This is a genomic window from Planococcus chinensis, assembly GCF_020071995.1.
In the GTDB taxonomy this organism is placed as follows: Bacteria; Bacillota; Bacilli; order Bacillales_A; family Planococcaceae; genus Planococcus; species Planococcus chinensis_A.
This window is the reverse complement of record NZ_JABWTK010000002.1, coordinates 461,564-475,931: the sequence shown is the minus strand read 5'-3', so window position 1 is coordinate 475,931 and position 14,368 is coordinate 461,564. Positions and strand designations below refer to the sequence as shown.

Genomic DNA, 14,368 nt, shown 5'->3' with positions numbered 1-14,368 from the left:
CCATGGGATGCGGTTTTAATCTGTGTAAATATTTCTGATTATTTAGTAAATAATATAGATATTAGTAAGTTTTTATTGTTAGAATGGAGGCAAGTAGGAAATGGGAAACTGAAAGGAGTGTCGATATGAAAAAGCTGATGAGTCCCCTTGTTCTTGTGATGTCGCTGCTGCTGGTTCTGCCTGTTGCCGGTGCTGCTCCGGATATGCCGGAGAACCACCAATTTTATGAAGAAATCGATTACTTGATGGAGAAAGGCGTAATCCGGGGGTACCCGGACGGTACGGTCCGGCCGGATGCGGTTGTGACGCGGGCTGAGGCGGCTGTCATGATCGGACGGCTGAAAGGGCTCGATGGTGCGCAAAAAGTGACGCCGTTCCGTGATGTGCCTGCGAGCCATTTTGCTAGCGGTTTTATCGCAGAAGCGGCAAAAGCGGGGTATATCCGTGGGGATGGGAATGGCCTCTACCGCCCGAATTCGCCGATTAACCGCGGCGAGATGGCTGTGGTGGTCGAGCGGGTATTCAGTCTAGGCCTCACCTTTAATCATTCGTTCAAGGATGTTCCGCAAAATGCCTATTATGCAGAAGCCATCAGCAAACTGCTGGCGGCCAATATCACGATCGGCTATTCCGACAACACGTTCCGCCCGCGGCAGGAAGTGACGCGCGGCCAGTTTGCCGCATTCCTGGCACGCGGCCTGGAACCGAAATTCAAAAATGACGCACGCATTGCGCGGTCCTACCAAAAAGATAAAACGAAAACGTATACCTACCGGATGTCGGATGGAACAACAGCAGTCCACCGTTTCGTTGATGTGCCGGACCGCGGCGGCTTGGCCTACGGTTTCATATGGACGGTCCGAGTGGACGGGGATGTCTACGAATACCTGGAGCTTGAGAATTACCAGATGTTCGCTTTCGGCTACCCGTATTCCGAATATGACCTGGCGCTCGTTTATCCGGTCCACGTCGGCAAAACCTTTGATACCGGGCTTGGCGATGAAACTATCACGAACACGATCACGGGGGTCAATAAAACCGTCAGAACGCAATACAGAACTTTTACGAATGCAACGGAAGTAACGACGGAAAGCGGCTTGAAGTATTATATGGTGGAAGGTTTTTCAACAGTAAAATCAATTAATGCACAAGGAAGAGTCGAGAGTGAGCTGGTGAACGTTAAGTGATTGATATTACGGCTGCCGGCAAGGCATTCTAAACTAAGGGGATGGAGGACATGAAAAAGGCATTGATTCCCGTCGCCATTGTGTTATCCCTGTTTTTACCTTTATCAACAGCAAATGCCGCCACGGACTTGCCCGGCAGCCATCCGTTTTATGAGGAAATCAATTACTTGATGGAGAAAGGCATTATTAAAAGTTATCCCGATGGGACGGTGCAGCCCGACGCCTTCGTAACGCGCGCGGAAGCGGCTGTCATGTTCGTCCGTTTAAAGGGCTTAGATGGTACAAAAAAGGCTGCTGCATTTCCGGATGTTCCGGCAGACCACTTTGCCAGCGGCTCCATCGCAGAAGCAGCAAAAGCGAGCTATATCCTTGGGTTTCCGGACGGTACATTCCGGCCGGATGAACCGGTAAACCGCGGCGATCTGGCGATTATGATCGGGCGGGTTTTCGGATTGAATTTTATTTTCCATTTCGGCTATAACGATGTCGCGGACGAAGCTTATTACCACGATGCCGTTTGCCGATTAGCGGCTGCAAGCATTTCCTACGGTTATCCGGATAATACGTTCCGCCCGAATCTCCAAACCACACGCGGAGAATTTTCGGCAATGCTTGCCCGTGCACTGGAGCCGAAATTTAAAAATGATGTCAAAATCGGACGTTCCTACCAGCGGGACAAAACCAAAACCTATACGTACCGGGATGGAGAAGGGCAACTGGCAGTGGACCGGTTTGTCAGTGTTCCTGCCGTTATCGGTCCAGGAACGGAATTTGTCTGGGAAACCCGTATTGGCGAAGACGCCTATCCGGAACTGGAGTACGAAAACTATGAGCTTTTTGCCAACGGTTTTCCTTATTCAGAGCAAAGTTTTTATTTAGCTTATCCGGTTCAAGTGGGCAAAAAATTTATAACGAGCGACCACTCTCCCGTACCATACTTTTACACCATCACAGGAGTTGGCGAAACTGTCGAGACCGAGTACAAGACCTTCACCAACGTGGTCGAAGTCACAACGCAGAGTGGCGGAAAATACTATATGGTGGAAGGATTCGCGATGGTCAAGTGGATTGAAGCGGATGGAACAGTTTCGAATGAATTGATTGATGTTGAATAATGAAAGGATTCAGCCCGGTTCCAGAATTTTTCTGGAAATTGGGCTGTTTCGTATTTTATTCCCAGGAGGTGCCGTATGCTTGGAAAGAATAATTTGGTGCTGGTGCTTGAAGATTATGAGCTGTCGTTTAATGTGCGGCTGATCGACCGCGATGGATTGGTTTACAGCAGCAACCGCTTTATGGAGAAACCGCATATCTCGAAAATCCGCATGCTGGTGGGCACGCTGACGCAGACCTTCGGCAATTTCAATCGTGTCACTTACAGCAGGAATTTCAATTTGGTGTGGGACCATGAAGCCCGGCCGGACTCTTTTGGTAAATTCATGGCCGAATTGTTTGCTTCGCACGAGACGGTAGATCCCCGGTATCATATGTGGGAACAATTCAGTGAATTTCTGGAGCAGCAGGAAAAAGAGTCGCATAGAAGCCGGCTGGAAGATCTGCCTTTTTAAAAGAGAAAAACTTAAGAACTGAGCAGGACTTTCGAAGAGTTTATTGAATATGTATCAATAGCACAACAGCGGGTCTTTAGTCGGTGAATGACAGCAGGGGAGTGGGCATTTAGATGGCATTCGGAAACAAAAAAGAGAAGCAGGCACTTGCGACAGCAAATAGATTGAGGAAAATGGCCGACGAAGTGACGTTCAGTGAGCGGCCGGATAAAACGTTCAACGTCAAAGCATTTGGAGCCAAAGGCGATGACGACGCGGACGACTGGCGGGCATTGCAGCAAGCCATCGCTTTTGCCTATAACGCCAAAGGCGGCGGTACGCTGTTTTTCCCGCCAGGCCAGTACCGCATTTCCAAGCCGCTTGAAGTGCCGGTGACCGACGAAGAAAAAGCGGTGTCGTGGGTCGGCTACAGCGATAAAACGACCATCATCGTTCCTTCAGCCCCTATGGATTATATGGTCCGCATGCGCGGAGGCGATGGACACATCAAAGGCATGACTTTCAAAGGGAGCGATCCGTTTAACGGTTCGGTCCAACATGCGAAAGTTTGCATGCTGGCGAGCAATATCCGCAACAAAACCTTCTCGAACGTGTCATTCAGCTGGGCGAAAGTCCATGGGCTGCAGATTACGGAAGAAGGCAATAACAATCTGTGTGTGTTTGACCAAGCCTGCAAATTCGAACAAAACGGCACGGTGGTCACAGGGAGCGACGGCAGTGGAGCCGGGGACAAAATCAGTTTTTCCCGTTTCAACCCTGAGTCAAGCGATGTCCATGTCGGCGCATATATCAAAATCGGCAGCGGACCGGGTTCGGTTTACCATATCAATTCAGTGAGCAGGAACAGCGTCACTGTATCACCTGCTTTGAAAAATGCTTTTCGTTCCGGCACCGAATACAAAATCCATATCGGCTCGGGCCTGCAGACGGACCGGGGCAGCGACAACAATGTCTACGGCATCTACGACTGCCATTTTGTCGGCAATGCCGGAGCGGGGCTTGTTGTAAGAGGGCTATATGGCCATAACGTGCAAGGCGGTAATTTCGATGCGAATGGCATCGCCGGCATCCATATCGGTTCAGGCATGATCAATACGACTCCAGCATATTCGAGTACGATCAATCATGCTTATTTTGAAGCGAATGGCTACGCCAATGTCATTTTGGATTATCCGTCAGGCCTCAGCATCATTGAACCCTTGCTTGCAGAACCAGTGGACGGCACAGCAGGGGGCGTCGCTTCGATTGCTTCCCTGAGGGACCAGCCCTTCGACTATGAAACGACGAGCGTGCTCCATAACGGGCGCTTTTATAATTTCATCAATGAAACAACCCGCAATTTTGCATCCAATACAGCAGAAACCGCCCGTATTACGGTCAATCAAGCAGGAAACCTGCTCGGCTCGCCTATCATCAATTTGCCGGCTCCGCCGAAGCATCGCTTTAAAGAAGAACTGGAGATTTATGTGGAAAACAGCAACGGCCAGCCGGTACAGGTCATTTGCGACTTCGCAAAAGTGAACAACAAACCTGGAAGAGTCGGCGTTGAAGCACCGGCAGGAGTCGGATATAAAATTACGGCTTACTACAGCCGAAGCCTGGAAAGCTGGATGGTGTCGCATACGATGCCGCTGATATAAAGCGTAAAGGACGAGGTAACCTTAAGCAGCGGCTCATTCTGAGCCGCTGCTTTTCTTGTGTAGAAATTGTGCCTGTGCCTGGCACCTGCACAATTAAGTTTGCGGGAGCTAAGAAATTTAAAGGGTTCAGATGGACTTTAGCGAATATAGTTTAGCAAATCCATTTATTGGGTTTCAGTTATGGGAAAGGGGTGGATAGATGGATAGTTAGAGAATAGGCCAATATATCAGTTTATACAATCAACTGCTACGCTGTAAAACAACTCTTTTACTCCATCTAGATTTTCTACAGCATCATTTTTCCCGGCAGTTTGCCGAAGTTTATCCCCCACCTTAGATAACTGTCTGGATTCTTGTTCACGGTTCAAATGAATAAAATTCAGCTGAATAAGATTTTTTTGTTCAATTAGAAACAACAGAAAGTTGATCTAATTGCATAGAAGAATGGAGGGGAAGCTTTGGACAAGTTCGTGAAGCAGGTGCTGGTGTCTTTGGTTCTATTCATATTGGTTTTTTCATCGATTCAGCAAGTGTCAGCAGCTGGATTCAAGGATGTAAGCAACTTTAAAGAAGAAATCAGGTATTTGACAGGGTTGAAAATCATCAACGGCTATCCGGACGGTACGTACCGTCCGGAAGCCCCTATCTTGCGGGTTCAGGCAGTTATGATGATTATGCGCGATTTAGGAATAGAAAAGGAAAACATAAAAAATCCCGGGTTTACGGATATCAAGCCCGGGGACATGGGATACGCGGAAGTCGCTTTTGCTACAGAACTGGGGATCATTTCAGGGAAAGGCAATAAAAAATTCGATCCAAACGGCAAGATGACGCGTGCTGAAATGTCGAAAGTGCTGGTGAATGCTTACGAACTTGGCGGCATGTATCCGGCAGGATTTCCCGATGTATCACCGAAGTCCTGGAGTGAACCTTATATTTCTGCACTAGCTGCCAATAATGTAACAAACGGGTACCCGGACGGTACATTTCGTCCTAATGTAACCATTAACCGCGGCCAGTTTGCCGCATTTTTGGCCCGCGTTCTCAATCCAGGTTTTAAACCTTATTCACCGGCAGTAGCAGATACATTTCTCGAAGACTCATTAAATCTGCAGGTGCTGGATGTGGTAAAAGACCATAAAAAACCGATTCTTTATATGATAGACGGCTTGTCGAATCGTTTAGTGTCTTACAATTATGAAACGTATGAGATGGATTTTGCAGAACTTCCATACCGCGCAGAAAGGCTCGCTTATGCAAATGGCAAAGTGTATGTGACCCAGCATAAAATGGCGCATACTTATTGGACCGATTGGGTACCGGAAACAGGCGCTTATGCGGTTTACGATGCTCGTTCTTTAAAGCTTTCAAACATCTGGCATCTTGAACTGGATCCATTTGATATTGAAGCGACCGACCAGGGACAGGTGTTCATTTCCGGCGGTTCCAACCAGCATACCTTGGTTGTCGGTTATGATTCAAAAAATGGTGCCATTTCATCTGCACAGTCCATTTACATGCTGGGGCTGCTCGCCCTTACCCCTGACCAGAAAAAACTGCTTACTATTTCAACACAGATTTCGCCGCGCGATATAGCCTCTTATGATATTGTAGACGGCAAGCTTCAGCCGCCGGTGGACTCGCCGTATCATGGCGATTTCGATATGTCCCCTGATCTTAGCATCAGCCCGGACGGCAAATATCTTTTGAATGGCTATGGACACATTTACAGCACCAATACACTCGGCTATCTCGGTTCGCTGGACCGGAGCTTCATCAGTTCCGCAGTGGACATGGAGGCGGGAGAGTTGTACACTTCCCGAAATTTGAAGCTGATTTATGCTTATGACTTTCCATCTTTGCAGAGCAGTTACCAGATCACCACATACGGCGATGTCCAATCCCTGTTTTACGATGAGGACTCGGATGTCCTATTAGCTCTGACTAAAGTGAAATTCGGCAAGTCGTCGTACTCGTATTTAGGAATAGAGAAAATTTATTTCAATGTAGAGTAAATGAAAGCCATTCCAGAGCGTCCAAGCGGGCGTTCTTTTTTGTGACTGAAACTGTTTGCGTAGCCGGCACCTAAGCAATTCAAGGATAGTTTATTTTTATTTACTCTTTTTTAGAGAATCCGTCGAAGTAAAACACAACTTCTGCTTAGTTACATTTTAAGATTTAGGGAAAGGTGCTATAATCAGCGTTAAGAAATAAATGGCGATGCGGGGAATGGAAATTGAAGAATTTGTCTACACGTAAAATAATGTCTTGGACAGCCGTACTCCTTTGGATGGGGCTGATTTTCTCATTGTCACACCAGCCGGCTTCGGAATCAGGTGAAATGAGCTCAGGCATAACCGAAATCGTCATGGAAACAGTGGAACAAGTACTGCCTGTTGCAGAAGCCGACTTTGATCAGTTCGAACACATCGTCCGAAAAAATGCTCATTTTTTCATTTATCTCATTTTAGGGGTCTTGGTCATCCATGCCCTCAGAGAAAGCGGTGTCCAAAGCTTTAGAAGAATCTGCTTAGCAGTTGGCATATGCGTCTTGTACGCGATGTCTGATGAGTTTCATCAATTATTCATTGCGGGGCGCAGCGGCGAAGTCCGCGATGTGATGATTGACAGTTCGGGTGCATTTGTAGGAATCATCTTCTACTGGCTCACTGGAAAAATGTTGAGAAGAAACAAGCAAAAAGTATTTCACCGCCAACAGGTCCAAGGATAAGAAAAAACTCTTCCGATTTAGGAAGAGTTTTTTTGTTTCAATCTTTTCAGAAACAAGCCAATTTTCATCTAATTTTCTTTTTGCATGAATATAGTATGCGTATATGTTTAAAAATTATGTAATTTAGTTATTTATATAGGAGGGTAGACATAAAGAGAGAGGGATGGATTTCAACATTTTCGCTCTGCTTGTCATCTATTGGAGAAAACTCATCTGTTTTTTTGAATAAGCAAATAGAGAGGAGGGCTGGCTATGACCCGAAAGCTGCTTTTTGTATTGATCTGGTCTTTAACCATACTTGTCGCAACGTGCACGAATGATGCAGCCGCTTTTCTATTCCAACAGGAAATCAATTTCAGTTTTGATTTGACGCCGGAGTTCTCGGAGTTTCTGCGCTTTGACGACATTGATTTTAGCGACAGTTTTTATGCCATTCAAAAAATCGGCCACTTCCTGTCTTTTGCGCTGCTTTATGTACTGGTCTTGAATTGGCTAAAGAAAAAAGAAACGGCTTTAATGGCAACGGCGGCATTTGCCCTTTTTACTGAAATCCTGCAATTGTTTTTCGAACGGGACGGCCGAATGTTTGATGCGGGAATCGATGTCTTGGGAATTCTTTTGGCGTACAGCATTTGCCGAATGGCCGCTGCAGGAAAGGCATCCGTGAAGAATTCCTATTAGCAATTCAAAATAGAGGAGGCAATTTTTATGGAAAATGTCATCATCAGTTATTTTGAAGTGGAAAGCGAAGCTTATTAGGCTTTATCGGAATTGAAGAAAAGAAGCGAAATCGCCGACCAATTTGTGCTGTCTCAGACAGCGTTATTGAAAAAGTCGAATGGCCAGATTCTGTTTCAGGACGGATTCGATACCGGAAAACGGACACGGGACGATACGTGGAAAGGCAGTTTGATTGGTGCATTGGTCGGCCTTTTGGGAGGACCGCTAAGCATGCTGCTGGGGGCAGGGATTGGTTCTGTGGCAGGGCTGGCTAAAGACGCCGAGGAAGCGGAAGAAGAAGCAAGCATGATCACAGCGATCACCTCGCGGATGAAAGAACAGGATGTGGCGCTGGTAGTTGTTGCTCAAGAGCAAAACGAAGAATTTTATGACCGCCTTTTGGAGAAATTTGATGTGGTTACGGTGCGCTACTATGCAAGTGACATTCTCGAAGAAGTGGACCATGCCCGGGAAGTGGAGCGGAAACTTCAGGAGCAGGCCAAGCAGGATATGCGGAAAGCGCGTTCGGAACACCGGCAGGACCGAGTAAAGGAATACCGCAGCAAATTCAAAGAAGAATTTGAAGCCTTAAAGAAGCGTTTTTCATCTACCGATTAATGATTTAGCTTGGATTTAGCAAACTTTTTCTTGGCTCTCACGCTGTCTTATCTGCCAGCAGTAGAGAGCCAATTTTTTAGTAAAAGAGAAATTTGATAATGGGAATTGAAAATTACAAATATTTAGAAATTTACTTATTGAAAACAGATGAAAAGCGGTGTAAGGTAATAGGTATAACTGATTAATAAATCTAAATATTTTAAAATCTATTAAGTCTGTCGTCCTGGCATTCATACAGAAACTTACGGTAATGGGTACAGGCAATAATATTGCGGGAATGAGGGATAAGAGACATGGATATATTTTTTGAAAAGAATTATGGCAAGCTCTACGAGGAAATTGAGAATGGCGTGTCTGAAGTGTTTACATTTAATCATCCGCTTGGAACTGTTAGGCATCTTTTCATTAAGCGGGAAGTTCCGATCCGGATTGGCGGCGAGACATACTATGACATCGTCACTCCATATGGCTACGGCGGACCCGTTATTATATGCGGAGAAAACGCTGATAAAGCAGAGCTGGTACAGGAATTCAAAACAGCTTTCCAAAAGTATTGTTTGGACGAAAAAATCATTTCTGAGTTTGTCCGGTTCCATCCAGTACTTGGCAATGCCCACGACTTCACGGATTGTTACGAAGTCATTTTTACGCGCAAAACAGTCGGCACGAACCTTCGGGATTATGTGGACCCAATTCAATCGGAGTTTTCCAAATCCACTCGAAAAAATATCCGTCATGCGATGCGAAACGGGGTTGATTACCGGGTGACCGTGAATCCAAAAAGCTTGGACCTGTTTAAGGAAATTTACCATATCAATATGAAACGCATTGGAGCCGATACGTATTATTATTTTGATGAAGCTTATTTCTCCCAATGTTTGCAGTATTTCGGCGATAAAATCGTACTTGTTGAGGCTTTGTATGAGGGGCAGGTAATTGGGGCGGAGCTGCATTTCTTCTATAATAATATGATTCATACCCATTTATCCGGCACCTTGTCTGAATTCCATCATCTTTCTCCGGTCTACGTGATGACATATGGAATTGCGGTGTGGGGGAAAGAGCAGGGCGCCGACTTGATCCATGCAGGCGGAGGCACCAGCAACAGACCGGACGATAGCCTCTATTTGTTTAAGAAAAAATTTGGACAAAACACGGATTTTGAGTTTTATGTCGGCCGCAAAGTTTGGAATCCGGCCGTTTATGATAAAGTTTGTGAAGCTGCCGGCACGGTTTTTGAAACTGAATTTTTCCCGGCATACCGCTCCAAAGAAACCGAAACCTACAATGAAATACAGAATGTGCAGGGATGAAAAGAACCTTCCGCTATTGATAGCGGAAGGTTCTTTTGTGCACTTTAGCCTCTGTACATTGGGAAATGTGAAGGGTTTTCAATTCCCTCGTTTCTTGCTTTGATATCGGAGAGCAGTTGATAGGCTTCAGGGTTTCTGATTTTTTTGCCGGTCAAAATGTTTAGTGGTTCTGTTTTGGTAAAACCGCATTTGAAACGATAAAGCGCTTCTGTGGATGCACCGCCAAGATGCAATTCTTTCTTGCCATGCTCAACGCCCCAACGACATCCCTCGTTTATCAATAAGCTGTTTCCAGCTAAGTGGAAATACGCCGGATCGTTTGCGGCTAAATGATAGTGGAGGTAGTCGCCGTGATGGACAAACAGAGCCGCGGAAATTGCCACGTCTTCGTGTTTTACGTAAACGATAAACTGTTTGCCCTCCAGAAGTTCAAAAGACTTTCTCAAAAGTTCTTCTGAAAACATGTAATAGGCGGGCACGTTGTTTCGTTTCGCCATTACTTGGTACAGCCGGTGAAATTCAGCAACGCTTTCTCCTGTGAAATCATATTCGATGTGCACATTGTTTTTTAAGGCACGCCGGACTTGCTGGCGAGTATGCGATTTGAATTCTTCCATAAAAAAATCCTGGACCTTCAAGTCGATATACATCGTAATGCCGCGGTTATCAATGCTGTAAATATCTTTGAAGTCTTCTATATTATTCAGCCATGCATTGAAACGGATATATTCAGCAATGATATTGTTCTGTATGCAATAAGCTTGAAACTCCCGGTCAAACAAAGCGATAAGCTCGGCTTTCTTGCCGGACTGGCATTTAAGGATGATCGGTCCACTCTGCCCGAAAGGCGTAACAGTGTCGTAGTAAAGCGTTTCACCAGCCAAAATTGGAATGGGCCTTAGGACAAAAGGATAAAAAATATGTCCCAGTGCATTTTTTACTTCAAATACTCTGCTCTCGCCATGATCTTGGCTTTCGTATGCTTTGCCCCATTCCGGCATAAAAAAGATATCCGGCACTTGTACTTTCGACTTGACTGCCATGTGTTCTTCCTCCTTAAACTGAATCAATATTGCTAGACTAATTCTATTAGTAGATTGTTAAAAAAAGGTTAAAAAAACAAGAGGTATAAAAATATTAGATTCTAAAAATTTTCGTTTTACTGATATACGATTAGGAATATTAATCCAATTTAATAAAATTATAAGGTAAATAAGTTTAAAAATTCAGATAATATATTGACATTCAAGAATACAGCTGGTAAATTAGTAATACATTCATTTGCTGAATGGTTTTGATATTTTATTTTCCATCAATTATTAGGTATTTAGAATTATGTCCTTGATTATAAAATTTATCAAAGGATGATGATCGCCAGTCCTATGCTGCTGAAAAATGTAAACGGTTAGAGCAACTCTACAAGGAGGTTGTCTACATGGATAAGTTAAAGAAAAAGAAGGTTTTATTTCTTGGGGGAAGCAACCAGATGGTTGAGACAGTGAAAACGGCGCAGGAAATGGGTATTTACTCGATTGTTGCCGATTCAGTGGCAGGGGCTCCTGCTAAAATGCATGCTGAGGCTTCCTATGAGATTGATCCTGCAGATATAAAAGAATTGGTGAGTATATATAAAACACAGCAACTGGACGGTATATACGCCATGCTGGGTGACGTGACCACATGGAATGCTTTGGCATTGTGCAAAAGATTGGATGTTCCATTTTACTTGCCGAAAGCGCAGATGGAAGGTTCAGTTGTGAAAGCTAAATTTAAAGATTTTTGCAGAACTTTCGATGTCACGATTGTTGATGAGATGCTGCTGACTAAAAATTGCGGAAAAATGGATGTATCAATAATGGAATTCCCACTTCTTGTCGGCCAGCATGCTGCCAAACAACAAGCCTATGCAATCATCTAGTTGGGCTCTGCAGTTCTTGCTAAAAATTTTAAGTAAAAAAAAAGAAACTCCTGGCGAAGCTGTATGTATTCGCCGGGAATTTTTTATTTTTCCTGAATTTTGCTATGAAAAAGGCTTTCGGAGGAGAGAAATTATGTATAATCAGAAGTTAAAATCAGACGCTAACATTCTTTTTTTAAGAAAGTGAAGGTTTAATGTAAAAATTATGTAAATTTCTCTTTGGTAAATGATATAATAAAAGCTGCTATTTAAGTCTTAATAAGATTAAAAAAGATAAAATACAATTCATTTGTATAATAGGAAATGAGAGATTCTTGGTGCCAGAAAAAAAACTGAAGAATAGAGAAAGTAGAAAAATTACTGTCAGGCTTTTAACTTTGTTTTTCATGGCAGGGTTGCCGCTGCTTACCTTGTTTATTGGAGAAATAATTGTCAGGGAAGCATTGACGATGCCGTTCAAAGACTGGACGGTTGAATTTACACAGCGCTTTGCTTTGAATATCATTATCCTTCTTGCGCTATTCAACGTTTTATACATCCTTCCGCGCAGGTTTTTCATGTTTGGCGGAATGATTTTAAGTGCTGTTCTTATTATTTTCGCGTATGCGAATGCTGTAAAAATCGACCTTCGGAATTCGCCGATTTCAATGGGGGATTTTTCTTTATTGAAAGAGCTCGGCGGATTGGATAATCCGGTCGATTTGAATATGCCGTTGTTTATCGGTTTAGGCGTAGCATTTACGGTAATTGTGGTGGCGATTTTCTGGCTGGTGCCGAAATTAAAGGAAAACTGGGCAGTTAAAGCAGGTGTATTTATCTTGTCTGGAGCGTTCCTTGTGATGCTTTGGACAGATTATCCCGTTTCGCCGATGGAGAAAGTCCATTTCCAAAACACGTGGTGGCAACAGGAAGTCGGCACTATGAGAAACGGGTTGTTTGGGAATTTTGTGATGCTTGCCAAGCAAACAAAGCTTGATCCTCCGGATAATTATTCAAAAGGGACCATCCAGGACATTGGGAAAGAATATGTTCCTGCACCTGCAATAGAAGGGGAAAAGCCGAATGTCATCATACTTATGAGTGAAGCATTTGTTGATCCGTATCATTTCGGGGAACAGCATTTTACGGAGGATCCGATCCCGAATTTCCGGAAACTTTTTGGGGAATCGATGCACGGAACGATGTATTCGCCGGAATTTGGCGGCGGCACGGCAAATGTTGAGTTTGAGGCGTTGACCGGCCTTAGCCGCCAATTTATGCCGGATAATTATGTTGCGTATCAATTGTATGTGAAAAAGCCGATTCCTTCAGTAGCCTATGCCTTTAAAAAAGCCGGCTATGAAACGACAGCCATTCATTCATATCTCAGCTGGTACTACCAGCGGAATTCTGTTTATCGTTTATTAGGCTTCGATCAATTTGTATCAGGAGAATTTATGGACTTGGAACATGAACTTGGCTCAGGTTGGGGATTCCCGAAAGACAAGGAAATTACGAATTCTACGCTTGAGGCACTGGATAAAACTGAAGGAAGAGATTTTATTCACGCAGTGGCGGTAGAAGCCCATCAGCCGTATAAGCCTCTTGCAGATTCGAAGTTTTTAAAAACCGGAACTTTGCCGGATTCGACACGCCAGTATTTGAATCAATTTACCGAGAAAATGCATAGTGTTGACCGGGAGCTTGGCCGACTGGTGGAGGAATTGAAAAAACGCGATGAACCGACGATTCTGGTGTTCTTTGGCGATCATTATCCGACATTCGGCAACAATGACCAAGTGTTTGGCGCACAAGGAACGCAGGTAGCAAATAACATGCTTGGAAATTTTGATGATTTTATCAACACACACAATGTTCCGTATTTCATCTGGAATTCAGAAGAAACGTCAACAAAAGAGCTGGACATTTCTCCAAATCAATTCGGCGCTATCGCGCTTGAAATGGCAGGCGTCGAAGGGAATGCAGTGACGGCGATCCTGGACAAAATGAGATTCCAGGGAGATGCAGTCATTCCTTATAACCAGTGGCAGCAGCAAATGGGAACTCACACTGAAGAAATGCAGGATTTGCATGCACTGCAGTTCGATCTTCTTCATGGCAAGCGCTATGCTGAAGAGGAAATTCCAGGGCTGATTGAAAACCCTATGAAGGATTATCACCTCGGGCTGTATTCAGCGATGGAAGTTGAAGCCATTGATGCCACGCCAGGAGGCTACAGCATCACTGTAAGCGGAGCCCCTAAATATTCGAAGCTGATGAACTTTGATGACAAGGAGATTCCGGCTGTCTGGACAGATCTGCCAAACGGAAAAGCTATATTTGCAGTCAGCAAAAATGATGTGGAACCGGGAAAAAAATACCGGTTATCGGTTTATGATTCGCTCGACAATATTTTAAGAGCGACCGAGTACTTTGAATTTCAATAAATTAAAAAGGAAGGGGACTGTCCCAAAAGGTCATGAAAAATGGCTTTTAGGGGCAGTCCCTTTTTGTATCCGCGGTTCTCTAAAAGCGTACAAAAAATTGTCCGTTCCTGTATAGCGGGAGTTGCCATACAACCGCTGCAGAAAGGAGGATTATTATGGGCCATCCGTTTTTAGAGGGAGAAATGAATGGAAATTATTTATGTATCTGGCATAAAACAATTTAGTCTCATTCTGGAAAAGTTGTTTC

13 protein-coding genes are annotated in these 14,368 nt (G+C 44.4%); 11 read left to right on the top strand and 2 right to left on the bottom strand.

Features of this window, described 5'->3' with window-relative positions; genetic code table 11:
- Positions 1 to 125: 125 nt before the first annotated feature.
- The 4 genes from HU147_RS05320 to HU147_RS05305 all read left to right on the top strand — a co-directional run bounded on the left by HU147_RS05320 (position 126) and on the right by HU147_RS05305 (position 4,395).
- Positions 126 to 1,187, top strand: coding sequence for an S-layer homology domain-containing protein (locus HU147_RS05320; RefSeq protein ID WP_224075257.1), 1,062 nt, complete (start codon positions 126 to 128; stop codon positions 1,185 to 1,187).
- A gap of 50 nt (positions 1,188 to 1,237) precedes the next feature.
- A complete protein-coding gene (locus HU147_RS05315; RefSeq protein ID WP_224075256.1) occupies positions 1,238 to 2,302 on the top strand; it encodes an S-layer homology domain-containing protein in 1,065 nt (354 codons plus the stop codon).
- 75 nt (positions 2,303 to 2,377) lie between these two features.
- Complete coding sequence (locus tag HU147_RS05310) at positions 2,378 to 2,755, top strand: hypothetical protein (protein ID WP_224075255.1); 378 nt, start codon at positions 2,378 to 2,380, stop codon at positions 2,753 to 2,755.
- 113 nt (positions 2,756 to 2,868) lie between these two features.
- The gene (locus HU147_RS05305; protein WP_224075254.1) at positions 2,869 to 4,395 is read left to right on the top strand and encodes a glycoside hydrolase family 55 protein; all 1,527 of its coding nucleotides are present in this window, start codon (positions 2,869 to 2,871) and stop codon (positions 4,393 to 4,395) included.
- Between the two features lie 227 nt (positions 4,396 to 4,622).
- Here HU147_RS05305 and HU147_RS05300 read toward each other — a convergent pair whose 3' ends face one another.
- Positions 4,623 to 4,763, bottom strand: coding sequence for a hypothetical protein (locus HU147_RS05300; protein WP_224075253.1), 141 nt, complete (start codon positions 4,761 to 4,763; stop codon positions 4,623 to 4,625).
- A gap of 90 nt (positions 4,764 to 4,853) precedes the next feature.
- Between HU147_RS05300 and HU147_RS05295 the strand changes: the two genes are divergently transcribed.
- The 5 genes from HU147_RS05295 to HU147_RS05275 all read left to right on the top strand — a co-directional run bounded on the left by HU147_RS05295 (position 4,854) and on the right by HU147_RS05275 (position 9,777).
- The gene (locus HU147_RS05295) at positions 4,854 to 6,410 is read left to right on the top strand and encodes an S-layer homology domain-containing protein (protein WP_224075252.1); all 1,557 of its coding nucleotides are present in this window, start codon (positions 4,854 to 4,856) and stop codon (positions 6,408 to 6,410) included.
- A 248-nt stretch (positions 6,411 to 6,658) separates the two neighbouring features.
- Positions 6,659 to 7,126 (top strand): VanZ family protein, encoded by a 468-nt coding sequence (locus tag HU147_RS05290; protein WP_224075251.1) that lies wholly within the window; start codon positions 6,659 to 6,661, stop codon positions 7,124 to 7,126.
- Positions 7,127 to 7,378: 252 nt separating this feature from the next.
- A complete protein-coding gene (locus HU147_RS05285) occupies positions 7,379 to 7,807 on the top strand; it encodes a VanZ family protein (protein ID WP_224075250.1) in 429 nt (142 codons plus the stop codon).
- A gap of 90 nt (positions 7,808 to 7,897) precedes the next feature.
- A complete protein-coding gene (locus HU147_RS05280; protein WP_224075249.1) occupies positions 7,898 to 8,464 on the top strand; it encodes a DUF1269 domain-containing protein in 567 nt (188 codons plus the stop codon).
- A 293-nt stretch (positions 8,465 to 8,757) separates the two neighbouring features.
- Positions 8,758 to 9,777, top strand: coding sequence for a GNAT family N-acetyltransferase (locus HU147_RS05275; RefSeq protein WP_224075248.1), 1,020 nt, complete (start codon positions 8,758 to 8,760; stop codon positions 9,775 to 9,777).
- A gap of 44 nt (positions 9,778 to 9,821) precedes the next feature.
- Here the strand turns inward: HU147_RS05275 and HU147_RS05270 are convergent, their stop codons facing one another.
- Positions 9,822 to 10,820, bottom strand: coding sequence for a GNAT family N-acetyltransferase (locus tag HU147_RS05270; protein ID WP_224075247.1), 999 nt, complete (start codon positions 10,818 to 10,820; stop codon positions 9,822 to 9,824).
- A 392-nt stretch (positions 10,821 to 11,212) separates the two neighbouring features.
- Between HU147_RS05270 and HU147_RS05265 the strand changes: the two genes are divergently transcribed.
- The gene (locus HU147_RS05265) at positions 11,213 to 11,695 is read left to right on the top strand and encodes a hypothetical protein (protein WP_224075246.1); all 483 of its coding nucleotides are present in this window, start codon (positions 11,213 to 11,215) and stop codon (positions 11,693 to 11,695) included.
- A gap of 386 nt (positions 11,696 to 12,081) precedes the next feature.
- Positions 12,082 to 14,121: an LTA synthase family protein gene (locus tag HU147_RS05260; protein WP_224075245.1), complete on the top strand. Its 2,040-nt coding sequence runs from the start codon at positions 12,082 to 12,084 to the stop codon at positions 14,119 to 14,121.
- The last annotated feature ends 247 nt before the right edge of the window (positions 14,122 to 14,368 follow it).